24 protein-coding genes are annotated in these 22,953 nt (G+C 66.3%); 13 read left to right on the top strand and 11 right to left on the bottom strand.

Features of this window, described 5'->3' with window-relative positions:
• Positions 1–125 precede the first annotated feature (125 nt).
• The 7 genes from ACZY08_RS08315 to ipdE1 all read right to left on the bottom strand — a co-directional run bounded on the left by ACZY08_RS08315 (position 126) and on the right by ipdE1 (position 7,258).
• A complete protein-coding gene (locus ACZY08_RS08315) occupies positions 126–773 on the bottom strand; it encodes an AmiS/UreI family transporter (RefSeq protein ID WP_463744046.1) in 648 nt (215 codons plus the stop codon).
• Complete coding sequence (locus tag ACZY08_RS08310; protein WP_463744045.1) at positions 773–1,531, bottom strand: cysteine hydrolase family protein; 759 nt, start codon at positions 1,529–1,531, stop codon at positions 773–775. The genes ACZY08_RS08315 and ACZY08_RS08310 overlap by 1 nt, the downstream gene beginning before the upstream one ends.
• A 65-nt stretch (positions 1,532–1,596) precedes the next feature.
• Positions 1,597–3,153 carry a DUF4153 domain-containing protein gene (locus tag ACZY08_RS08305; protein WP_463744044.1) on the bottom strand — a complete coding sequence of 519 codons (1,557 nt, stop codon included), beginning with the start codon at positions 3,151–3,153 and terminating at the stop codon, positions 1,597–1,599.
• Positions 3,150–4,169: a HAMP domain-containing sensor histidine kinase gene (locus ACZY08_RS08300; protein WP_463744198.1), complete on the bottom strand. Its 1,020-nt coding sequence runs from the start codon at positions 4,167–4,169 to the stop codon at positions 3,150–3,152. Before ACZY08_RS08300 ends, ACZY08_RS08305 begins: the two co-directional genes overlap by 4 nt.
• A 19-nt stretch (positions 4,170–4,188) precedes the next feature.
• Positions 4,189–4,854 carry a response regulator transcription factor gene (locus tag ACZY08_RS08295; RefSeq protein WP_463744043.1) on the bottom strand — a complete coding sequence of 222 codons (666 nt, stop codon included), beginning with the start codon at positions 4,852–4,854 and terminating at the stop codon, positions 4,189–4,191.
• A gap of 464 nt (positions 4,855–5,318) precedes the next feature.
• Positions 5,319–6,110 carry a (5R,7aS)-5-hydroxy-7a-methyl-1-oxo-2,3,5,6,7,7a-hexahydro-1H-indene-carboxyl-CoA reductase gene (ipdF, locus tag ACZY08_RS08290; protein WP_463744042.1) on the bottom strand — a complete coding sequence of 264 codons (792 nt, stop codon included), beginning with the start codon at positions 6,108–6,110 and terminating at the stop codon, positions 5,319–5,321.
• Positions 6,110–7,258 (bottom strand): acyl-CoA dehydrogenase IpdE1, encoded by a 1,149-nt coding sequence (ipdE1, locus tag ACZY08_RS08285; protein WP_463744041.1) that lies wholly within the window; start codon positions 7,256–7,258, stop codon positions 6,110–6,112. Before ipdE1 ends, ipdF begins: the two co-directional genes overlap by 1 nt.
• Before the next feature lie 47 nt (positions 7,259–7,305).
• On the opposite strand from ipdE1, the gene fadD3 reads away from it, so the two are divergent.
• The 5 genes from fadD3 (at position 7,306) to ACZY08_RS08260 (ending at position 13,170) form a co-directional block, all read left to right on the top strand.
• Positions 7,306–8,889, top strand: a complete 1,584-nt coding sequence (gene fadD3 / locus ACZY08_RS08280) for a 3-((3aS,4S,7aS)-7a-methyl-1,5-dioxo-octahydro-1H-inden-4-yl)propanoate--CoA ligase FadD3 (protein WP_463744040.1) — start codon at positions 7,306–7,308, stop codon at positions 8,887–8,889.
• Positions 8,880–10,022 (top strand): acyl-CoA dehydrogenase family protein, encoded by a 1,143-nt coding sequence (locus ACZY08_RS08275; protein ID WP_463744039.1) that lies wholly within the window; start codon positions 8,880–8,882, stop codon positions 10,020–10,022. The genes fadD3 and ACZY08_RS08275 overlap by 10 nt, the downstream gene beginning before the upstream one ends.
• Positions 10,019–10,975 (top strand): acyl-CoA dehydrogenase family protein, encoded by a 957-nt coding sequence (locus tag ACZY08_RS08270; protein ID WP_463744038.1) that lies wholly within the window; start codon positions 10,019–10,021, stop codon positions 10,973–10,975. Before ACZY08_RS08275 ends, ACZY08_RS08270 begins: the two co-directional genes overlap by 4 nt.
• The gene (gene ipdE2 / locus ACZY08_RS08265) at positions 10,972–11,907 is read left to right on the top strand and encodes an acyl-CoA dehydrogenase IpdE2 (protein ID WP_463744037.1); all 936 of its coding nucleotides are present in this window, start codon (positions 10,972–10,974) and stop codon (positions 11,905–11,907) included. Before ACZY08_RS08270 ends, ipdE2 begins: the two co-directional genes overlap by 4 nt.
• Before the next feature lie 105 nt (positions 11,908–12,012).
• Positions 12,013–13,170: a pyridoxal phosphate-dependent aminotransferase gene (locus ACZY08_RS08260; protein ID WP_463744036.1), complete on the top strand. Its 1,158-nt coding sequence runs from the start codon at positions 12,013–12,015 to the stop codon at positions 13,168–13,170.
• A 10-nt stretch (positions 13,171–13,180) separates the two neighbouring features.
• Here the strand turns inward: ACZY08_RS08260 and ACZY08_RS08255 are convergent, their stop codons facing one another.
• From ACZY08_RS08255 to ACZY08_RS08245, 3 genes are read right to left on the bottom strand one after another with little or no spacing between them, the layout of a single operon-like run.
• Positions 13,181–14,557 (bottom strand): MFS transporter, encoded by a 1,377-nt coding sequence (locus ACZY08_RS08255; protein WP_463744035.1) that lies wholly within the window; start codon positions 14,555–14,557, stop codon positions 13,181–13,183.
• Positions 14,558–14,596: 39 nt separating this feature from the next.
• Complete coding sequence (locus ACZY08_RS08250) at positions 14,597–15,253, bottom strand: 3-oxoacid CoA-transferase subunit B (RefSeq protein WP_463744034.1); 657 nt, start codon at positions 15,251–15,253, stop codon at positions 14,597–14,599.
• Positions 15,250–16,017, bottom strand: a complete 768-nt coding sequence (locus tag ACZY08_RS08245) for a CoA transferase subunit A (protein ID WP_463744033.1) — start codon at positions 16,015–16,017, stop codon at positions 15,250–15,252. The genes ACZY08_RS08250 and ACZY08_RS08245 overlap by 4 nt, the downstream gene beginning before the upstream one ends.
• A gap of 163 nt (positions 16,018–16,180) precedes the next feature.
• On the opposite strand from ACZY08_RS08245, the gene ACZY08_RS08240 reads away from it, so the two are divergent.
• The 4 genes from ACZY08_RS08240 to ACZY08_RS08225 are packed head-to-tail and all read left to right on the top strand — an operon-like array spanning position 16,181 to position 18,489.
• Positions 16,181–16,969, top strand: coding sequence for an IclR family transcriptional regulator (locus ACZY08_RS08240; RefSeq protein WP_463744032.1), 789 nt, complete (start codon positions 16,181–16,183; stop codon positions 16,967–16,969).
• A gap of 28 nt (positions 16,970–16,997) precedes the next feature.
• Complete coding sequence (locus ACZY08_RS08235; RefSeq protein WP_463744031.1) at positions 16,998–17,246, top strand: ribbon-helix-helix domain-containing protein; 249 nt, start codon at positions 16,998–17,000, stop codon at positions 17,244–17,246.
• Positions 17,233–17,661 carry a TA system VapC family ribonuclease toxin gene (locus ACZY08_RS08230; RefSeq protein ID WP_463744030.1) on the top strand — a complete coding sequence of 143 codons (429 nt, stop codon included), beginning with the start codon at positions 17,233–17,235 and terminating at the stop codon, positions 17,659–17,661. Before ACZY08_RS08235 ends, ACZY08_RS08230 begins: the two co-directional genes overlap by 14 nt.
• A 57-nt stretch (positions 17,662–17,718) precedes the next feature.
• A complete protein-coding gene (locus ACZY08_RS08225) occupies positions 17,719–18,489 on the top strand; it encodes an alpha/beta fold hydrolase (protein WP_463744029.1) in 771 nt (256 codons plus the stop codon).
• On the opposite strand, the gene ACZY08_RS08220 is transcribed toward ACZY08_RS08225, so the two are convergent.
• Positions 18,486–19,052, bottom strand: a complete 567-nt coding sequence (locus ACZY08_RS08220; protein WP_463744028.1) for a TetR/AcrR family transcriptional regulator — start codon at positions 19,050–19,052, stop codon at positions 18,486–18,488. The two genes, ACZY08_RS08225 and ACZY08_RS08220, sit on opposite strands and share 4 nt — an antisense overlap.
• 86 nt (positions 19,053–19,138) lie before the next feature.
• Between ACZY08_RS08220 and ACZY08_RS08215 the strand changes: the two genes are divergently transcribed.
• The 4 genes from ACZY08_RS08215 to ACZY08_RS08200 are packed head-to-tail and all read left to right on the top strand — an operon-like array spanning position 19,139 to position 22,945.
• Positions 19,139–19,969, top strand: coding sequence for a mycofactocin-coupled SDR family oxidoreductase (locus tag ACZY08_RS08215; RefSeq protein WP_463744027.1), 831 nt, complete (start codon positions 19,139–19,141; stop codon positions 19,967–19,969).
• Positions 19,966–20,769 (top strand): mycofactocin-coupled SDR family oxidoreductase, encoded by an 804-nt coding sequence (locus ACZY08_RS08210; protein ID WP_463744026.1) that lies wholly within the window; start codon positions 19,966–19,968, stop codon positions 20,767–20,769. The genes ACZY08_RS08215 and ACZY08_RS08210 overlap by 4 nt, the downstream gene beginning before the upstream one ends.
• Entirely contained in the window at positions 20,766–21,563 is a 798-nt protein-coding gene (locus tag ACZY08_RS08205) for a carboxymuconolactone decarboxylase family protein (protein ID WP_463744025.1), read from the top strand. Before ACZY08_RS08210 ends, ACZY08_RS08205 begins: the two co-directional genes overlap by 4 nt.
• Complete coding sequence (locus tag ACZY08_RS08200; RefSeq protein WP_463744024.1) at positions 21,560–22,945, top strand: aldehyde dehydrogenase family protein; 1,386 nt, start codon at positions 21,560–21,562, stop codon at positions 22,943–22,945. Before ACZY08_RS08205 ends, ACZY08_RS08200 begins: the two co-directional genes overlap by 4 nt.
• Positions 22,946–22,953: the final 8 nt, after the last annotated feature.

Genomic DNA, 22,953 nt, shown 5'->3' with positions numbered 1-22,953 from the left:
GGTCTCGGCCACATCCGCCTCCCGTTGATCGAGTGCGGAATTCAGCCTACGGCGGGAAAGCGCGCCGACCGGCAGCTCAGCTTGCTCCGGACAACGAATCGTGCCCGGACAGCATGCGGTGCCGGTCAAGCGGGCTGGGGCATGCTCCCGACGACCGAGACCTCGGGAACCGTTGCGGCCGCACGCCCGGATAACGCTGCGGAAACCACGGTGGCCGCCAGCAGCACCACCAACGCCACCGCGCCCGCCGCCACCGATGTCGGCCAGATACCGTTCAACAGCAGGATTGCCGGCACGGTGCAGGTGGGGATCCCGAGCAGTATCAGGAACCATCCGGTGAAGTGGCCCAGGTCGATCCGGCCGACCTTGGCGACCCCGAGCCCCAACAGCACGAAGAACAGCGTCCACATGATCGCCCACGTCGCCCAGATGACGGCGAAAACCGGATCGGTTCCGACACTCTTGATCGCGTAGTACGCCGCGATGGCCGCCACGAACGTGCTGTACCAACCGAATCCGCGAGGGTCGATGTCGAAGATCTGGATGAACGCGAACCGCAGGTAGGTGAACCCGAACAGATAGCTCGGCCAGGTCGCATTGATGGTGGCGGGATCGCCGTCCGACTGCACGAGCACCAGGGTCGGCAGAACCACCTGGGCCGCACCGACGAACAGGTTGATCGGCGCGGCGCCGCGCCCGGTGACCAGACCGACCGAGACCAGGCCGTTGACGAACAGCGCTACGCCGACGAGAAGCAGCCCGACGTTTCCCATCAGCGGCCGATCCATTCCACGAACTGGTCCGACGTGATGACCGGTGCGAAGAAGTTGTTGATCCGCTCGAACGCTGCCCGCTCCTGGTCGGGGTGTGCCGCACCGGTCGCATCGCCGATCACGATGGGCAACAGACCGTGATCGCGCGCGGCACGCGCGTTGCCTTCGACGCACCAGTCGAGGTGGATTCCGGTGAGCACCAACACCTCCACCCGCTGCCGGCTCAGCGCACCGGGCAGGTCTGTGCCGACAAACGCCGTTTGGAGTGCCTTCTCGTACAACTCGTTGTCACCGGGCTCGACCAATTCGCGCAATTCTCCGACAAGTTCGTTGTCCCAGGCGATCTGCTCGGGCGTGGCATCGATGTGTCCGGTCCAGCCGTCGTACTGCACCCGGTCGAATTCAGTCTTCGGATAGTCGTCGCGGAATACCGAGAACCCGATCCAATTGAACGAGACGAAGTTCGGGGCCGAGCGCGCGGCCTTCGCCGACTTCACGGTCGCTTCGAGGCTCCCGCGGAAGGCGTGGCCCTCCGCGTACTGGACCCCGCCCGGCTGGTACAGCGAGTTGGACTGGCTGATCGACAGGAAAGCCGCCGGCCGCGAGAGGATCTCACGGAAGTCGAGCCGTTCCCACTGCTTGGCCAGCGGTGGAATGGCGGCCCGGTTGTCGGGTGGGTAACCGAGCGCTTCGGGATCGAGCGCAACCGGCGCGAGCGGAGTAGTTCGAGTCGAGCCGTCGAGGGCGAGTGCGGTCACACGCGATACCTTCGACCGCCGGTGCCGAGGTTGACAGCCTTTGGATCGACGCGATTCTGGGACCCCTACCGGTACTGCGGGTACGACCAGTACGACGAGCAGTGCTCGGGACGGTCCCCACCCGTCGGCCGATCGGCCCGTGCCCGCGACAGGTTGAAGGTGTACCAGGGGTCGGGATCGTGGACCCGCGCGGTCACGCATTCACGCACCGAAGCAGGCAAGCGGGCCAGGGCCGGGTCGATGTCGGACGACAGCCCGGACAGGTACTCGGCGTCGAGCGCACCGGTCTGCTCGAAGCGGTCGATGTTGCGGTCAGCGATCAATCGCTCCGGGTTCAATGCGGCCAGCCCGAGCAGCGCGAGGATGCCTGCCACCAGCACTGCCCGCGGCAGCCACCGGCCGGTCATCCGGATCCCGGCGATCGCGACGAGGACGAAGACCGTGCCCAGCCAGACCTCGGTGGTGATGACCATCAGCCTCTCGGTGCTGAACCCGTACGCCTGTTGGTACAGCCACATCCGGTGGATCGCCGATATCACCACGACAATCGATGCAACGCAAAGGATTCCGACCAGGATCCGCAACAGTCGGCGGTCGGCGGCACTGACCCGGCCCGCCACCCGGATCACCACGCTGAGCACCAACAGCGTGAGCGCGGACACCCACAGCAACTGCCAGAACCCCTGGCGGGCGTATTCGGCGTACGTCAACCCCTCGGTCTCCAACACATGGGTGTGCCCGCCGAACAGCATGGTGGCCTGCACTGCGACGAACGCGATGAACAGTGCGTCGAGCACCCCCAGCGGCAGCGCCCACTCCCACCGCGGGACCGGCTGCATCGGCGCCGGGGCCATCGCATCCAGGCGCGGCGGGAACCGCACCAGATAAGCACCGCCCAGCACGAACGTCACCACGATGCCGAAGACGACCGCCCGCGCCGCGAGGTCGACCCCATCGAACGAGGGCACCAGGTTGCCGGCGAGGTGCGCGAACGCCGGGTCGGCGGCGGCGAACAGCGCACCGAAGACCACTACCAGGCCGACGGTGAGTGCGGCCACCACGGCGACGCGGCCGAGGCTGGGCAGACCCGAGCGACCCGGCACCCAGGCCTTGACCGTCTGCTCGACCCAGCCGCGCAACCGGCCGAACAACACCCACGGCAGGAACGGCCCGGTGAACACCGCAGTCCAGGTCCGGCCGCCGACCATCGTGCACCAGCCGATGATCCAGGCGGCCGTCAGACTCAGCGCGCCCATCCATTCGGCGGCCAGCAACGCCGGTACGACGAGCAGGGCCAGCGTCAGTCCGATTCCGAACCATTCGGTGCGGCTCGGGCGATGCGGCGCGGTGCCGTAGACGATGCCGAAGACCAGCAGACCGACCACCAGGTAGCCGACGCTGAGCACAGACAGACGCCACGCTGCCGTACCGACCAGCCCGGCGATCAGGGCGGATGCCAGGACCCGGCGCGGCGCCGACGCCAGCGGGGCAGTGGGCCAGACCCGGCGGGACCACACTGTCCAACCCGGCTCACCCTGACGCGGCAACGCCGGCCCGATCAGCAGCGGTGGCGTCCCCTGCTGCCCCGGATAGGGCGGCAATCCCGGAACTGTTGTCGTCATCTCGACCTCTCCCCCATCGCGGACTCAGGGATGCTGACCCTGATCCGACATCCCGACTCGGTACTCATCACCTCGATGACACCGCCGTGCAATTCGACTGCCCACCGAGCGATCGCGAGCCCGAGACCCGTGCCCCCGTCCGAGGTGGCACCACGGGTGAACCGTTCGAAGACGCGGTCACGCTCAGCCGGCGCGATACCTGGGCCCTGATCCGCCACCTCGAGCCGCAAGCCCGACACCTGACGAGTCGCCAGCACCGTCACGCGGCCACCAGGCGGGCTGTGCCTAATGGCGTTGTCCACCAGGTTGACCACCACCTGACGTAGCCGTGCTGGGTCAGCGACGGCCTTCAAGTCGGGCGGTGACACCCTGATGCCGACCGGTACGTCGGCCGCGGATACAGAGACGTGCTCGACGGCCTCACGCAGAAACTCGTCGACATCGAACCGGCTGATCTGCAACGGAATTGCCCCACCTTCGACCCGCGAGAGGTCGAGCAGATTGGTCACGAGCTCACCCAGACGTTCGGTCTGGGACAGTGCCATCCGCATGGTCTGGGCATCGGGTTCGACCACCCCGTCGACCACGTTCTCCAGCACCGCCTGCAACGCGGTGATCGGTGTACGGAGCTCGTGGGACACATTGCCGATCAATCCACGCCGGTACTCGTCGGCGGCGCCGAGGTCTGCCGCCATCTGGTTGAACGCCGTTGCCAACTGGCCGATTTCGTCACGGGAAGTCGCACGTACCCGGAGGCTGTAGTCGCCGCGCGCCATGGCCCGCGCTGCCGCGGTCATCTGGCGCAACGGCGAGGTCATGCCGTGGGCGAGGAACTGCGTCAGGATCAGCGATGTGGCGAGTGCGGCCAGCAACGCATACCGGAACTGCCAGCTGGCCCCGATCCAGAACGTGAACGAGGCCAAAAGGATCGCCCCGCCCACCAACAGGCCGGTCTTGACCTTGAAGGAGGCAAAAGGATCCAACGGCCGGGGCAGCCGGTCCCAGAACTCGGCGATGACGCTCATCGCGGGCCACTCATCGCGGAACCTCGAGGGCGTAGCCCACCCCGTGCACCGTCCGGATCAGCTCGGACCCGAGCTTCCGACGTAGTGCCTTGACATGGCTGTCCACGGTTCGGGTCTCCACTTCCGACGCCCAACCCCAGACGTGTTGCAACAGCGTCTCGCGGGGTACCGCCGCCCTGGGCCGGCCTGCCAGGAAGGCCAACAGGTCGAATTCGGTTCGGGTCAGGTGGACCTCCTGATCGCCCTGATGGACCCGGCGCTCGGTCAGGTCGATGCGGTAGTCGCCGACCGACAGAGGCTGATCACCGGTCACCCGGTCCACCCGCCGCAACAGGACCCTCACCCGCGCCACCAGTTCTCGCATGCTGAAGGGCTTGGTCAGGTAGTCGTCGGCACCGATTCCCAAACCGATCAGCATGTCGGTCTCGTCGCTGCGCGCGGTCAGCATGAGCACCGGCACGACCCGCTCGGCCTGGATGCGCCGGCACACCTCCAGTCCGTCGAAGCCCGGCAGCATCACGTCGAGTACGACCAGGTCCGGCTGGGTTGCCGCGGCGGTTGCCACGGCCGAAGGCCCGTCGACCGCGGTCTCGACCTCGAACGCCTCGGCGCGCAGCCTGGTGGCCACCGCGGACAGGATGGTCGGCTCGTCGTCGACCACCAGAATTCGCTTCACGGATCTGAGCGTAAGCGCAGGTTGTGGTGCTTATCGGCAGCGATTGTGAAGATCCCGTGGAGACTGTGGCGCGGAAGGGAGGCGAACCAGTCACACATGCCCCGATGGCACCGGGTCCGTGGAGGTGCCGGCGTGCCCGCCTGTTAGCGACAATTCAGCGACAATCGCCACATCCGCCGCATCGACAACGTCTGCCGCAGACGCGGTGAGCACACGTGCCACTTTTGCCTAATCAGACACGCAGGCAACAACTTTCAGGTTGCCCACCTACGAGCGACAGAGTCGCTGATAGGTGGGCACTGGACCACTGAGACTGAAGTGCTCAGTGGTGCTGGACAGCCGAAAGTATCCAGCGACAATGTGTTTGACGTGCCACATGTTGCCGGTGGGGCGATTGTCGCTGAATTGTCGCTGATAGCCGGGCACGTCAGACCTGCCCGGCTAACGGTGCGACGGGGGTGACCTCAGGCGCGCTGACTCGACACCGAGATGACTTCGCCCGTCAGGTAGCTGGAGTAGTCGCTGGCCAGGTAGGCGATGGTGGTGGCGATCTCCCACGGCTCGGCAGCGCGGCCGAACGCCTCATCCGAGGACAGCCGATCCAGCAGCGCTGCGTCGGCGGAGCGCTCCAGGAACTTGTGCCGCGCGATGCTCGGCGACACCGCGTTGATCCGGACCCCGAACTCCACGGCTTCGATTGCGCTGCAACGGGTCAGCGCCATGACTCCGGCCTTGGCGGCGGCGTAGTGCGACTGCGAGTGCTGCGCGCGCCAGCCGAGAACACTGGCGTTGTTGACGATGACGCCGCCGTGGTCAACGTCGCGGAAGTACCGCAGGGCGGCGCGGGTGGCCCGCATGACGGAGTTCAGCGTGACGTTCAGGACGCGGTCCCATTCGTCATCGGTCATGTCGACCAGCGGAGTTTCGCCGCCGAGGCCGGCGTTGTTGACCAGGACGTCCAGGCGACCCGCCATTTCGACCGACCGGGCGATCAGCGCGTCGACAGCCTCGGTGGAGGTGACATCGCAGACCACGGCCTCGACCCGGCCCAGGCCGAGTTCGGCCAGCTGGTCGCGGGTCTCGTTCAGGCGCCGCTCGTGGTAGTCGGACACCACGACGTCGGCACCCTCCAGCAGCGCGCGCCGGGCGGTGGACGAGCCGATGCCGGTGCCGGCGGCGGCGGTTACCAAGACGACCTTGCCATTCAGCAGGCCGTGGCCCTCAACCTCTTTGGGAGCTACGGAGAGATCGCTCATCAGCCTTTTGCCTCTCGGGGTAGACCGAGCACACGCTCGGCGATGATGTTGCGCTGGATTTCGTTGGACCCGCCGTAGATGGTGTCCGAACGCGAGAACAGGTAGAGCCGCTGCCACTCGTCGAACTCCCCATCGGGCAGCGTCAACCCGGCCATGCCCTGCACGTCCATGGCGATCTCGCCGAGTTCGCGGTGCCAGTTGGCCCACAACAGCTTCGACACATTGTCTTGACCGGGCTGCTCGACATCCATCGTGGCCAGCGCGTACGACCGCATCGCCTGCAGACCGGTCCACGACTCGGTCAGCTTTTGGCGGATCAGTGGATCGTCGGCCGCGCCGGTGCGCTTGGCGAGCTCGACCAGGTTGGCATGCTCACGGGCGTAGCGGATCTGCTGGCCCAGCGTGGACACCCCACGCTCGAAGGTCAGCGTGCCCATGGCCACGCGCCAGCCGTCACCGGGCTGACCGACCACCAGCGACGCGTCGGTGCGGGCGTCGTCGAAGAACACCTCGTTGAACTCGGAGTCCCCGGTCAGCTGGATGATGGGGCGGATCTCGACGCCCGGCTGGTCGAGCGGCACCAGCAGATAGGACAGCCCGGCGTGCCGCTTGGAGCCCTTCTCCGTACGTGCCACCACGAAGCACCACTGCGCCCAGTGCGCCAGCGACGTCCACACCTTCTGGCCGTTTATCACCCACTCGTCGCCGACCAGCTCGGCCGTCGTCGCCACATTGGCGAGGTCGCTGCCGGCGTTGGGCTCGGAGTAACCCTGGCTCCACAGCTCGGTGACGTCGAGGATCTTGGGCAGGAACCGCTTCTGCTGTTCGGGGGTGCCGTACTCGATGAGCGTCGGCCCGAGCAGTTCCTCGCCCAGGTGGTTGACCTTGTCCGGCGCGTTGGCGCGGGCGTACTCCTCATAGAAGGCGACGCGATGTGCAACCGACAATCCTCGGCCGCCGTGCTCCACCGGCCAGCCGAGGCACGTCAATCCCGCGGCGGCGAGATGCTGATTCCACGCCCGACGCTCTTCGAAGGCTTCGTGTTCACGCCCCGGTCCACCAAGGCCCTTGAGTGCCGCGAATTCGCCAACGAGATTGTCTGCGAGCCACTGCCGGACCTCGGCCCGGAACTCCTGGACCTCTATCACCCCTGTAGGCTAACCTACCAAGCACTTGCTTTGTTAAGGGAGCATCGATGACGAGCGATCGCCGCACCGTTCCAGCGGTGCTCGACCGGGTTGCCGTGCAGTATTCGGACCATGAAGCCCTGGTCAGTACCGCCGGCGACGCCGATAATCCAGCCTTAGATCAGCGGCTGACATACCGGGAACTGCGCGCACACGTACGCCAAGCCGCCGCGGCGATGATCGACCTCGGTGTCGCGCCCGGCGATCGGGTGGCGATCTGGTCGCCGAACACCTGGCACTGGGTGGTCGCCTGTCTGGCCACGCACTACGCCGGCGCGCAGATGGTGCCGCTGAACACCCGCTACACCGCGAGCGAGGCCACCGACATCCTGGCCCGCACCGAGGCTCCGCTGCTGATCGCCGCGGGGGAATTTCTGGGCTCGGACCGCGCGGCCGAATTGGACCGAGACGCGCTGCCGGCCCTGCGGCACATCGTGCGGGTGCCCATCGAAGCTGGGGATGAAGCATCCGTCGTGTCGTGGGACTCCTTCTTTGCCCGCGGGACCGACATGGATGCCGTGGACGCACGCGCCGCGGCGGTAGAACCCGACGACGTCTCCGACATCCTCTTCACCTCCGGCACCACCGGACGCAGCAAGGGTGTGCGGTGCGCGCACCGCCAATCGCTCGACGGATCGGCAGCCTGGGCCGAGTGCGGGCAGCTCACCAGCGACGACCGCTACCTCGCCATCAACCCGTTCTTCCACAACTTCGGCTACAAGGCAGGCATCCTGCCCTGCCTGCAGACCGGCGCGACGCTGTACCCGGTGCTCACATTCAAGCCCGAACAGGTTCTCAAAACCATTGCCGAACAGCGCATCACGGTGCTACCCGGCCCGCCGACCATCTTCCAGACCCTGCTGGACCATCCCAACCGCGCCGACTACGACCTGTCCTCGCTGCGCTTCTCGGTGACCGGCGCGGCCGTGGTCCCGGTGGTCCTGATCGAGCGGATGCAGTCCGAACTCGACATCGACATCGTGCTGACCGCCTATGGACTGACCGAGGCGGCCGGATTCGGCACCATGTGCAGCGCCGACGACGACGCCGTGACCGTGGCCACCACCTGCGGCCGGCCCATCGCCGATTTTGAACTGCGCCTGGATGATTCGGGTGAGGTTCTGCTGCGCGGGCCGAACGTCATGCTCGGCTACCTCGATGACCCCGAGGCCACCGCGGCTGCGATCGACACCGACGGTTGGTTGCACACCGGCGACATCGGAACCCTCGACGCGCGCGGCAACCTGACCATCACCGACCGCCTCAAGGACATGTACATCTGCGGCGGGTTCAACGTGTACCCGGCCGAGATCGAGCAGGTGCTGGCCCGGTTGGACGGCGTGGCCGAGTCGGCGGTGATCGGCGTCCCCGACGAGCGACTCGGCGAGGTCGGCAAGGCCTATGTGGTGGTCAAGCCTGGCGTCACACTCGACGAGGCCGCCGTGATCGCCCATACCCGCGAGCATCTGGCGAACTTCAAGGTGCCGCGGTCAGTGGAGTTTCTTGATGTGCTGCCGCGAAATCCCGGCGGCAAGGTGATCAAACCGGTGCTGCGCAGCAGAGGGACCCGAGAAGGGGTGCAATGGACCTGACATTCGACGACGAGACCGAGGCCTTTCGGGCCGAGGTCCGCGAATTCCTGGCGGCCAACCGGGAACACTTCCCGACGAAGTCGTACGACACCCTTGAGGGTTTCGAACAGCACCGCCGCTGGGACAAGGTGCTTTTCGACGCCGGTCTGTCGGTGATCGCCTGGCCCAAGGAGTACGGCGGCCGCGACGCCTCCCTGCTGCAGTGGGTGGTGTTCGAGGAGGAGTACTTCCACGCCGGCGCCCCCGGTCGGGCCAGCGCCAACGGAACCGCGATGCTGGCGCCGACGCTGTTCGCGCACGGCACCGAGGAACAACTCCAGCGCGTGCTGCCGAAAATGGCTAGCGGCGAGGAGATCTGGGCCCAGGCCTGGTCGGAGCCCGAGTCTGGCAGCGACCTGGCCTCGCTGCGCTCGACGGCCACCAAGGTCGACGGCGGCTGGAAACTCAACGGGCAGAAGATCTGGAGCTCGCGGGCGCCCTTCGGTGAGCGCGGGTTCGGTCTGTTCCGTTCCGACCCGGAGGCGCAGCGCCACAAGGGTCTGACCTACTTCATGTTCGATCTCAAGGCTCCCGGGATCACCGTGCGCCCGATCGCCCAGCTGGGCGGAGACACCGGATTCGGCGAGATCTTCCTCGACGACGTGTTCGTGCCCGACAACGACGTGATCGGCGGCGTGCACGAGGGCTGGCGCGCAGCGATGAGCACGTCGAGCAACGAACGCGGCATGTCGCTGCGTAGCCCGGCCCGCTTCATGGCCCCGGCGGAACGGCTTGTCGCCCAGTGGAAGTCAAACCCCGATCCGGTGTTCACCGACCGGGTGGCCGATGCCTGGATCAAGGCCCAGGCGTACCGGCTGCACACTTTCGGCACCGTGACCCGGCTGGCCAACGGCGGTGAACTGGGTGCCGAGTCGTCGGTGACCAAGGTGTTCTGGTCCGACCTGGACGTCGCTCTGAACCAGACTGCTCTGGATATGCAGGGTCCTGACGCCGAGCTCGCTGACCACTGGACCGAAGGCCTGCTGTTCGCGCTTGGCGGTCCGATCTACGCCGGCACCAACGAGATCCAGCGCAACATCATCGCGGAGAGATTGCTCGGCCTACCGCGTGAATCGGGAGGGAAGCCGAAGTGAATTTCGAGATCGACGAACAGCAGCGGGACTTCGCGGCCAGCATCGACGCGGCACTGAGCGCCGCCGATGTCCCGGCTGCGGTACGAGCCTGGGGCGAAGGTGACACCGGGCCGGGCCGCAAGGTTTGGGCACAGCTGACCGACCTCGGGGTCACCGCGCTGTTGGTGCCCGAAAAGTACGACGGCATCGAAGCCCATCCCGTCGACCTCGTCGTCGCCCTGGAGCGGTTGGGTTACTGGTCCGTGCCCGGTCCGGTGACCGAGTCCATCGCCGTCGCACCCATCCTGCTCGCGGACGACGAGCGCTCGGGAGCGCTCGCCTCCGGCGAGCTCATCGCCACGGTCGCCATGCCGCCGCAGGTGCCGCGCGCCGTCAATGCCGATTTCGCCGGGCTGACGCTGCTGGCCTCCGACGGTCAGGTCGGCGAGGCCACCACAAGCGCTGCTCACGATTCTGTCGACCCGGCCCGAAAGCTGTTCGATGTCAGCGCATCCGGTGCCAGCCAGTCAGCGGACACCGCCAGGGCCTATGAGTTCGGTGTCCTGGCGACCGCTGCCCAGTTGGTCGGCGCCGGCCAGGCCATGTTGGACCAGTCCGTCGAATACGCCAAGCAGCGTGCGCAATTCGGCCGGATCATCGGCTCGTATCAGGCCATCAAGCACAAGCTGGCCGACGTGCTCATCGCCGTCGAACTAGCTCGTCCGCTGGTCTACGGCGCAGCACTGTCGCTGGCCGAAAATTCATCCGACACCGCTCGCGACATCAGCGCCGCCAAAGTCGCTGCCGCCGACGCCGCTCTACTGGCCGCCCGTTCGGCGCTGCAGACCCACGGCGCCATCGGGTTCACCCAGGAACACGACTTGTCCCTGTCATTGCTGCGCGTGCAGGCCCTGCGCAGCTCCTGGGGCGATCCCACCGCACATCGGCGTCGACTGCTGGAGGTCCTCTCGTGAGTGAAGAACGGCAACTGCTGCGCGAAACCGTCGCCGCACTGGTCGACAAGCACGCCTCCCCCGAGGCGGTGCGCGCGGCCATGGAATCCGAGCGCGGCTACGACGAGAAGCTGTGGAGCCTGTTATGCGAGCAGGTCGGCGCCGCCGCCCTGGTGGTGCCCGAGGAACTCGGCGGCGCCGGCGGCGAACTTGCCGACGCCGCAGTGGTTCTCGAAGAACTCGGCAAGGCCCTGGTGCCCACCCCGCTGCTGGGCACCACCCTGGCCGAGCTTGCCCTGCTGGCCGTCGACGACCACGAACCACTCGAAGGGTTGGCTGAAGGCACCTCGATCGGCACCGTGGTATTCGACGCCGACTACGTGATCAACGGTGACGTGGCCGATGTCGTCATCGCTGCCGACGGTGAGAACCTGACCCGCTGGACCACATTCACCGCCACCCCGAAATCCACCATGGATCTCACCCGCCGGCTGTCCGCGGTGATCTCCGGTGACACCGCTCCCCTCGGCGCCGATCCCGGCCTGGCCGACACCGCGGCGCTGTTGATGGCCGCCGAACAGATCGGCGCCGCCTCGCGCTGCCTCGACCTCACCGTCGCCTACACCAAGGACCGGGTGCAGTTCGGCCGCGCCATCGGAAGCTTCCAGGCGCTCAAGCACCGGATGGCCGACCTCTACGTCAAGGTGTCGTCCGCGCGCGCTGTCGTCAACGACGCCATCGCCGATCCATCCTCCACGTCGGCCTCGCTGGCCCGCTACTTCGCCAGCGAGGCGCTGTCCGCCGTGACCGCCGAGGCCATCCAGCTGCACGGCGGGATCGCGATCACCTGGGAGAGCGACATCCAGCTGTACTTCAAGCGGGCACATGGCAGCGCCCAATTGCTGGGTCCGCCGCGTCAGCATCTGCGCCGGCTCGAAGCCGAAGTGTTCTAACCTGTCCCGCTCTCGCCGAAACCGCATTCCAGCAGCTCCTTACTCACACTTTTGCTGCCGGAATGCGGTTTCGGCGGTTGGAGCGACGTTGCTAACCTCAGTTCGATGACCGACCACGTCGCACTGCGAGCCGGTATTCCGCCGTTTCACGTCATGGACGTGTGGCTGGCTGCGGCCGAACGCCAGCGCTCGCACGGCGACCTGGTCAACCTCTCGGCCGGGCAGCCCAGCGCCGGGGCGCCGACGGCAGTGCGTGACGCCGCAGTCGCCGCGCTGAACCGGGGCGCCCTCGGTTACACCGTCGCGCTCGGCATCCCGGAGCTGCGCGCCGAGATCGCCGCGTCGTACCGCAGATACGACGTCGAGGTGAGCGTCGACGAAGTGGTGCTCACCACCGGCTCCTCCGGCGGATTCCTGCTGACCTTCCTGGCGTGCTTCGACGTCGGCGACCGGGTCGCGATCGCCAGCCCGGGCTATCCCTGTTACCGCAACATCCTCACCGCGCTCGGCTGCGAGGTCATCGAGATCCCGTGCGGCCCCGAAACCCGATTCCAGCCGACGGTTGAGATGCTCGAGGCGCTCAATCCTCCGGTGGCCGGCGTGATCGTCGCCAGCCCGGCGAACCCGACCGGCACCGTCATCCCCCCCGAGGAACTGGCCGCGATCGCACGCTGGTGTGACCAGACGGGCGTGCGGTTGATCAGCGACGAGGTCTATCACGGCCTGGTCTACCCCGGCGCGCCGGAGACCAGCTGCGCCTGGGAGACCTCGCGGAATGCCGTGGTGGTCAACAGCTTCTCGAAGTACTTCGCGATGACCGGCTGGCGGTTGGGCTGGTTGCTGGTGCCAGGAGAACTGCAACGCGCAGTGGACCGGCTCACCGGCAACTTCACCATCTGCCCGCCCGCGCTGGCCCAGCATGCTGCGGTGGCCGCGTTCACACCGGAGTCACTGGCCGAAGCTGAAGGCCTGCTCTCCCATTACGCCGACAACCGCAGGCTGCTGCTCGACGGGTTGCGCAGCATCGGTATCGATCGGCTGGCCCCGACCGACGGCGCCTTCTACGTGTACGCCGACGTCAGCGATTACACCGACGACTCCCTGGCCTGGTGCTCAAAGCTGTTGGCCGACACCGGCGTAGCCATCGCACCCGGTATCGACTTCGACACCGTGCGAGGCGGCTCCTACGTGCGACTGTCCTTCGCAGGCCCCACCAGCGATATCGAAGAAGCGTTGCGCCGCATCGGCTCCTGGCTGAGCTGACTCGACTCTGTCACGCCCTGAGCGCAGAATCGACGGCTATCACGTCGGCACGGTCCACATCGGCCAGGTCGATGCCCTTGGTCTCCCTGGCGAAGTACAGAGCGACCAGCGTGATCACCGAGGCGCCGGCCAGGTAGATCGCTATCGGCACCGACGACCCGAACTCCTCCAGGAGCTTTACCGCGATGATCGGAGCCAACGATCCAGCGACGATCGCCGTGACCTGATAGCCAAGGGAAACACCGGAATAGCGCATTCTGGTCGGGAACATCTCGGACATCATCGCCGGCTGTGGGGCGTACATGAAGGCGTGGAACAGCAGGCCGATGACGACGGCCGACATGATCACCATGTTGTGCTTGCTGTCCATCATCGGGAAGGCGAAGAACCCCCAGGTGCCGGTGGCAACGGTACCGATCAGATATACCGGGCGCCGGCCGATCCGGTCCGATAATTTGCCGACCAGCGGGATGGCCACGAGGTGCACCGCGTGCGCGACCAACAACCAGCGCAGGATCGCACCGGTATCGGCGTGCGCTTGCACCTTCAGGTACGTGATCGAGAACGTGACCACCAAGTAGTACATGATGTTCTCGGCGAAGCGCAGCCCCATCGCGGTCAGCACACCGCGCGGATAGCGCCGCAGCACCTCCACGGCGCTGAACGACGACGCCTTGAGCTTTTCGGCTTCCTGTTGTGCCGCAACGAAGATCGGCGCGTCCGTCACCTTGGTGCGAATGTAGTAGCCGATCAGCACCACCACCGCCGACAGCCAGAATGCGACCCGCCAACCCCAGGACAGGAACTCCGGATCCGAGAGCGTGCTGGTCAACACCAGCAGCACGACGGTGGCCAGAATGTTGCCGACCGGAACCCCCGCCTGCGGCCAACTCGCCCAGAAACCACGGCTGCGGTCGGGACTGTGCTCGGCCACCAACAGCACCGCGCCGCCCCATTCACCGCCGACCGCGAATCCCTGGAGGAACCGCAACACCACCAGCAGGGCCGGCGCCCAATATCCGATCTGCCCGTACGTCGGCAGACAGCCCATCAAGAACGTCGCGGCGCCGACCAGAAGAAGCGAGAACTGCAGCAGCTTCTTCCGGCCGTACTTGTCGCCGAAATGGCCGAACACGATGCCGCCCAACGGACGTGCCACGAACCCGACCGCGTACGTGACGAACGCCGCCAGGATGGCGTCCAGGTCACTACCGGACTGCGCGAAGAACACCTTGCTGAAAACCAACGTCGCGGCCGTGCCGTACAGGAAGAACTCGTACCACTCGACGACCGTGCCGGCCATCGACGCGGTGACGACACGTTTCAGGCCGGTGGTTGTCGAGATCTCGGCGAGGGCGTCGGGTCCCTTGTGGTCGGCGGCACACATGGTGTGTGAGTATGCAGGCCGAGCCAGGCCCGCGCTGCGCTAACCGTGAATCAGTGGCGCGCCGGTGGCGGCTTGAACCTCGTCGAAGGTGAGACCCGGAGCAGACTCGACAAGCGTCAACGTTCCGTCGCCGGAGATGTCGATGACTGCCAGATCAGTGATGATCCGGTGGACGACGCGTTCTCCGGTCAGCGGCAAGGTGCAGCTTTCGACGATCTTCGGCTCCCCCGATTTGTCGACATGTTCCATCAGGACGATCACCCGGCCGGCCCCGTGGACCAGGTCCATCGCTCCGCCCATGCCTTTGACCATCTTGCCCGGGACCATCCAGTTCGCCAGGTCCCCGAAGCGCGACACCTGCATACCGCCAAGCACCGCGACATCGATGTGGCCGCCGCGGATCATCCCGAAGGACAACGCCGAATCGAAGAACGCCGCGCCGGGGAGCACAGTGACCGTTTCCTTGCCCGCGTTGATGAGGTTGGCGTCGATCTGATCGGGGCTCGGGTACGGGCCGGTGCCCAGAATCCCGTTCTCCGAGTGCAACGTGACGTGGACGGCGCGGTCCAGATAGCCGGGAATCAGTGTGGGCAGGCCGATTCCGAGGTTCACGTACTGCCCGTCGGACAGTTCGCGGGCGGCGCGGGCGGCCATCTGCGCGCGGGTCCAGCCTTTGGTGATCACCGAATCCGTCATGCGGACACCTCTGTCTCCTCGCGCACGGTGCGCTTCTCGATACGTTGTTCCTGCGGCCCCGTCTCGACGATGCGCTGTACGAACACACCCGGCAGATGGACCTGCTCAGGGTCCAGTTCTCCTGGCTCGACCAGCTTTTCGACCTGGGCGATGGTGATCCGGCCGGCCATGGCGACGAGCGGGTTGAAGTTCATCGCAGTCTTGTCGAAAAGCAGGTTGCCGTGAGTGTCACCGACCGCGGCGTGCACGAGGGCGAAATCGGCGTGGATGCCGGTCTCCATCACGTAGCGTTTGCCGTCGAACTCGCGGGTCTCCTTGGGCGGCGAGGCGACTGCGACCGAACCGTCCGCCGCGTAGCGCCACGGCAGCCCGCCGTCGGCGACGAGAGTGCCCACCCCGGCCGGCGTGTAGAACGCCGGAATACCGGCCCCGCCGGCGCGCAACCGCTCAGCGAGCGTGCCCTGGGGAGTCAGTTCGACTTCGAGTTCACCAGCGAGGTACTGACGCGCGAATTCCTTGTTCTCCCCCACGTAGGAGGCGGTCACACGGCGGATACGCCCCAGGCCGAGTAGAACGCCGAGACCCACGCCGTCGACACCGCAGTTGTTGGAGAACACCGAAAGATCCCGAACCCCGGAATCGGCCACGGCCTGGATCAGGCTGTCCGGAATCCCGCAAAGCCCGAATCCTCCGACTGCCACCGATGCGCCATCACCGATGTCGGCGACCGCCTCGTGGACGTCAGCGACCTGCTTACTGGCCATACTCCATGCTCCCGCGTTCGTTCAGTGGATCACTTGCCTATGCGAGAACATCACCATCGGACTGGGTAACGCAAGACCCATCAGTGCACCGGCCGGGTTGTGTCCGCTCAGATGACACCACGCGCCACCGGCGTCCACTGAGTGGACGCTAGAGTGGGTGGCTGTGACCGACGGTGCACCTGGGCCTCCCGTGATCACGCGGGCCGCAGCGATCCTGCGTGCCCTCGCCGACGCCCGGTCGGAGGGGCTCACCACAACCGAGCTCGCCCGCACGACGGACATGCCCCGGGCGACCGCGCACCGCATGCTCACCGCGCTGGCCGGCGAAGGCCTCGTCGACCGCGCATCCGACTCCGGCTTGTGGTTCCTGGGTCCGGAGGTCTACCTGCTGGGTTCGGTGGCCGCCACCCGCTATGACGCCGCGCCGCTGGCCACCGACATTCTCCGCACGCTGACGCGCGATACCGGGGAAAGCGCATTCCTGTCAGCCCGCCGGGGCGATGAATCGGTATGCGTGTCCGCCGAAGAAGGCAGCTTCCCGCTCCGCTCACATGTGCTGTATCCGGGCAAGCGGTTCCCCCTCGGTGTCGCGTCGGCCGGGATCGTCATGCTCGCGCATCTTCCGGATTCGGAGATCACGGCGTATCTCGATCGTGTTGACCTGACCGCGGATTGGGGTGCGGCGCACTCACCGGCCCAGCTTCGACGCCGCATCGAACAGACCAGGGCCAGCGGGTACTCGGTCAACCCGGGGCTGATCGTCGAGGGCAGCTGGGGTATCGGGGCAGCGGTGTTCAACGAGCTCGGTCAGCCGATGTGGGCGCTGAGCCTCACCGGAGTGGAGATGCGTTTCGATGCCCGACGCCAGGCCGCGCTCGGTGAGGCGTTGCTGCTGGCCGCACACGCGCTCGGCCAGCGCCTGAAGCGGAGGACGCCTCCGTACGCATCATGATGCATATGGTTGATGTTATGATGATGGCATGCGGACGACGGTCAACATTGCCGATGATCTGCTGGCCGAGGCCAAAATTGTCGCGGCGCGCACGTCCCGCTCACTCGGCTCGGTAGTAGAGGATGCACTGCGCGAGATGCTGAGTCGCATCGGCGCCGAAAGCGGCACCACACAGTTTCGATTGCCGACCCACGGCAGCGGTGGCCTGCGCCCCGGAGTCGACCTCGACGACCAGGATGCGCTCGCCGATCTGTTGGGCGACAATGCTTCTCCCTGACGTCAATATTTTGATCTACGCCATCCGCCAGGACAGCGTCCAACATGAGCGATACGTCGCATGGCTTTCGGACGCCCTCAGGGCGGACGAGCCCGTCGGCATCAGCGATCTGGTGCTCTCCGGCGTGATTCGGCTGTTGACCAACCACCGGGTCTTCCGCGAACCGAGTTCAACGGCTCAGGCATTCGATGCGTGCCGGGCGATCCGGTCGGCACCCTCGGCGGTGCCGCTACGGCCGGGGCCGCGGCACTGGGCCATCTTCGACTCGCTCTGCGCCGATACCGGCGCGAAGGCGAATGCCGTTCCCGACGCCTTCCACGCTGCGCTGGCCATCGAGAACGGCGCCACTTGGATCACTACCGATCGCGCGTTCGCGCGGTTTCCCGGACTGCGCTGGCGGCCACCGTTCGACTGATGTGCTCGCTGAGCCAAATCCTTGCGGCTGCGGGCCGACCTTGGTGCAGTAGTGGACATGCCATTCATCGAGCACGACCGCGGGCGGGCCTACTACCGGCACTGGGCCGCCCCGCAACCCCGCGCAGCCGTGATCTTTCTGCACGGATTCGGTGAGCACACCGGGGTCTATCACCGCTACGGATTCGCCCTCAACGCCGCCGGCCTCGACCTGTGGGCAGTCGACCAGTTCGGCCATGGCCTGACTCCGGGCGCCCGAGGCGACTTCGGCTCGATCGAGGACAGTTCGTCCCTGGCCGAGGCGCTCACCGCCGTCGCCGAGCACGAGACACCCGGCATACCGCTGGTGGCACAGGGGCATTCGTTCGGTTCGGTGGTGACCCTGTTCCGCTTGCTCGGCCAACCGGACCGGTACCGCGCTGGGGTCATTTCCGGCGCCCCGCTGGTGCCGCACCCCGAAATGCTGGACCGGGACACCTCATTGGACCTGGATCCGAACTGGCTCTCGTCCGATCCGTTCTACCTCGACAGCCTGGAGAACGACCCGCTGGCCTTCGTCGACGCCGACGGAGCCGCGCTCACCCGCGAGTTGGACCGAGCCTGGGACCGGTTCGGTGCGGAACTGCCCAAGCTCGCGGTGCCTACGTTGGCCGTGCACGGTTCGGCCGATGTCATCGCCCCGGCCGGGCCCGTGAAAGCCTACGCCGAGCAGATAGAACCGTTGCAGTTCAAGGAGTTTGACGGCGGCCGCCATGACATTCTCAACGAGTCCGTGCACCGTGAGGTAGCAGCGGACATCGTGGAGTTCATCGACGCGCAGATCGGCTAACGGCCGGCCTCGTACCCTGCGGTGAGCCAGTAGATCGTCCGGTCGAGGCTGGGCAGGATCTCGGTGATGTCGATCTCGCCCGCGGTGAATCGGCCGACCAGGCCGAACACCAGGCTGGTCACGATGGTGTCGACATCGTGCACGAATTCCTCGTCGACCCCGGACAGGATGGACAGACCCGTGGGCACGACGGTGTCGAGACCGCGGCGCACCAGACGGTCGCCGCCGGGTGCGGCCCTGGCGCGCGAGTATGCCCGAAGCATGTCGGGGTGTTTTTCCCACGGTTCGAAGATGGTGCGGAACATTCGCATCAGCCCGTCGTACAACGACTCGCCACGTTCCAGCGCATGCCCGGTCATGGCGAGTCCCGAATACCGGTTCTCGGCCATCCACGAATCAAGGGCGGTGAGGATCAACTCGTCGCGGGTGGAATAGCGCTTGTAGATCGTGGCCAGTGAGGTCTTGGCCCTGCGTGCCACCTCCCGCAATTGCACCGCGTCGTAGCCCTCGGTCTCGAGGAGTTCCACCACGATGTCGAGGATCCGATCCCGTTCTTCCACCACTGTTGAGAACACCCTTGCCGTTGGAGAGTAACCAGGTTACCGTACCGCTGTAACACGGTTACAGCCATTCGGCGGAGTGAGGATCAATGGGAAATCTGGACGGAAAAGTCGCCTTCATCACCGGGGTGGCCCGGGGTCAGGGCCGGAGTCACGCGGTGACGCTCGCCAAGGAAGGCGCCGCGATCATCGGTGTGGACATCTGCGCCGAGATCGCTTCCAACCCCTACCCGATGGCCAGCCGCGCCGAACTCGACGAGACGGTCGCCCTGGTAGAGGCCGCGGGCGGAAAGATGGTCGCCACGGTCGCCGATGTCCGCGACTTCCACGCACTCAAGGCCGCACTCGACGCGGGTGTCGAGCAGTTCGGGCGGTTGGACATCGTGCTCGCCAATGCCGGCGTTGCCCCCACAGCGTTTCGTGAAGTGACCATCGAAGAAGACCTCGAGATGTGGACCGATGCGGTCAGCGTCAACCTGGTCGGCTCGTTCCACACCGCCAAGGCCGCCATCCCCCATTTGATCGAAGGTGGACGGGGCGGATCGATCGTCTTCACCAGTTCCACCGCCGGACTGCGCGGCTTCGGCGGCATGCAGGGCGGCGGGCTGGGCTATGCGGCATCCAAGCACGGCATTGTCGGGCTGATGCGCACGCTGTCCAATGCCCTTGCCCCACACAGCATCCGGGTCAACACGGTGCACCCCACCGCGGTCAACACCATGATGGCGGTCAACCCGGCGATGACGGCGTTCCTGGAGAACTACCCCGACGGTGGCCCGCATCTGCAGAATCCGATGCCGGTCTCGCTGCTGGAACCGGAGGACATCAGCGCGACCATCAGCTACCTGGTGTCCGACGCCGCCAAGTACGTCACCGGGGTCACTCTTCCCGTCGACGCCGGCTTCACCAACAAGCTATGAGCGGGCGAGTAGCCGGCAAGCGCGTGCTGATCACCGGCGCCGCACGCGGCATGGGCCGAAGTCACGCGGTACGCCTGGCCGAGGAAGGTGCCGACGTGATCCTCGTCGACATCTGTGAGTCGCTACCCCAGGTGGAGTACCCACTGGCGACCCGCGATGATCTGGACGAAACCGCGCGTCTCGTCCGGGAACTCGGCCGTCAGGCACTGCCCTACGTGGTCGACGTGCGTGACGGCGAGGCTTTGAGCGCCGCGGTCGCCGACGGCGTCGAGAAGCTGGGCGGTCTGGATGCCTCGATCGCCAACGCCGGGGTGCTGACCGCGGGCACCTGGGACACCACCACCGCCGAGCAATGGCGCACCGTCGTGGACGTGAACCTGATCGGCACCTGGAACACCTGCTCGGCCGCACTGCCGCACCTGGTGGAACGCGGCGGCAGCCTGATCAACGTCAGTTCGGTGGCCGGGATCAAGGGCTCACCGCTACATACCCCGTATACGGCATCGAAGCACGGTGTGGTCGGCCTCAGTCGCGCCTTGGCCAATGAGCTTGCCGCGGTGAATGTCCGGGTCAACACAGTGCATCCCACCGGAGTCGCCACGGGCTTGCGGCCGGATACCCTGCACACCCTGATCCACGAGACCCGACAGGACCTCGGGGCGATCTTCCAGAACGCGCTGCCGATCCAGATGACCGACGCGCTGGATATCAGCAACGCGGTGCTGTTCCTGATCTCCGACGAGGCCCGACACGTCACCGGGCTGGAATTCAAGGTCGACGCCGGGGCGACGATCCGATGACCGCATCCGATACCCGGACCGAGCGCGGACGCCGCGAGTTCGCCGAGGTGATGACGTTCGCCGCACCCGAGGATGATTCCCCGGCGACCACCAACCTCGTGGACTTCGTGTTCGCCGAGGTCTGGCCGCGCACCGCATTGAGCCGTCGGGACCGGCGATTCGTCACGCTGGCGTGTGTCGCGGATGCCGATGCGGAAGAGCCGTTGCGCGACCACGTCTATGCCGCACTCAACAGCGGCGACGTCTCTATCGTCGAAATGCGGGAAACCGTCCTGCATTTCGCCGTTTACGCCGGCTGGCCCAAGGCATCACGGTTCAACGGCGTGGTCGACGAGGAGTGGGCCAGAATCCACCGCGAACGTGGCCTGACCCCGCCTGCGCCCGAGCCGTTGCTGCCGTTGACGACGCCGAGTGATCCGGAGGACCGGTTGCTGTGCGGCGAGCAGTCCTTCCGGGACGTCAACTGCATGCCATACACGCCGACTCGGGACAATCCGTTTTCAGGTGCCGGCATCCTCAACTTCGTCTTCGGGGAGATGTGGCTGCGTCCCGGGCTCGGCATGAAGGAACGCCGCCTGGTGACCGTGGCATGTGTGGCGTTTCAGGACGCACCCATTCCGATCATCAGCCACGTCTACGCCGCATTGAAGAGTCGCGACGTGTCCTTCGAGGAAATGGACGAGCTGGCACTGCATTTCGCGGCCTACTACGGGTGGCCCAAGGCCTCGCACCTGAACCAGGTGATCGGCGAGCAGAAGCAACGAGCGCTCGAGGGGTGGGAAGCCGAAGCATGAAGTTCGAGCACATCTACCCCGCCACCGGCCAACCGAACGGGACCGTGGATCTGGCCGGCGCGGCCGAGATCGACCAGGCGGTACAGACGGCGGCCAAGGCGCAGCGCGAGTGGGTCTCACTGACCGTCGACCGGCGTCGGGACATGCTGATCGACCTGGCCGACGTGGTGCACGAGCACCTCGACGAACTTGCGAAGCTCAACGTGGCCGACTACGCGGTGCCGGTCTCGTTCGCCGGCACCGCAACGCTTCTCGAACGGTTCCTCCGACACTTCGCGGGTTACGCCGACAAGCCGCACGGGGTGACCACGCCGGTCGACGGGTCATTCGACATCAATCTCGTCGAACGCGAGCCGTACGGGGTCGTCGGCGTCATCACGCCGTGGAACGGCTCTCTGGTCGTCACGGCATCGTGTGTCGCCCCGGCACTGGCCGCCGGCAACGCCGTGGTTCTGAAGCCGTCCGAGCTCGCACCGTTCGCGGCGCTACGCTTCGGCGAGCTGTGTCTCGAGGCGGGACTACCGGAGGGGCTGGTGACCGTCGTCCCGGCCGACGCCGAGGGCGGCGACGCCCTGGTACGTCATCCCGGTATCGGCAAAATCGCCTTCACCGGCGGAGGCGCGACCGCGCGCAAGGTATTACAGGCCGCCGCAACGAATCTGACTCCGGTGGTGACCGAGCTGGGCGGCAAATCGGCCAACCTCATCTTCGCCGATGCCGACCTGGACCTGGCCGCCTCGCTGTCGGCGCATCAGGGCCCACTGATGCAAGCGGGACAGAGCTGCGCGTGCGCCAGCCGGATACTGGTGCACGACGCGGTGTACGACGAATTCGTGGAGCGGTTTCTCCGGGTGGTCGGTGCGGCCCGGATCGGCGATCCGATGGATCCCTCGACCACATTCGGGCCGGTGATCAGCCAGGCCGCCGCCGACCGGATCCTGGCCGCCGTCGACACCGCGGTATCGAGTAGTGCGGGTGAATTGCTGCTGGGCGGCAAGCGGATCGGTGGCGATCTCTCCGATGGCTACTACGTCGAGCCGACGGTGTTCGGGGGCGTGGACAACTCATCGGATCTTGCGCAGCTGGAGACGTTCGGGCCCGTGGTCTCCGTGATGAGGTTCCGCGACGAGGACGAGGCTATACGGATCGCCAATGACACCCCGTACGGTCTGAACGCATTCGTCCAGACGACCGACCTCAACCGCGCGCATCGCGTGGCCCGCCGGCTGGAATCCGGGTCGGTGTGGATCAACCAGTTCAGCCAGATCTCTCCGCAGGGCCCCTACGGCGGCTACAAGCAGAGCGGGTCCGGCAGGACCGGAGGCATCGAAGGGCTCAACGAGTTCCAGCAAGTGAAGAACATCCGTATCGCCGTGCGTTGATACGGTTT

Source organism: Mycobacterium sp. IDUB_9, assembly GCF_055419505.1.
This window is presented reverse-complemented; position numbering and strand designations above follow the sequence as displayed.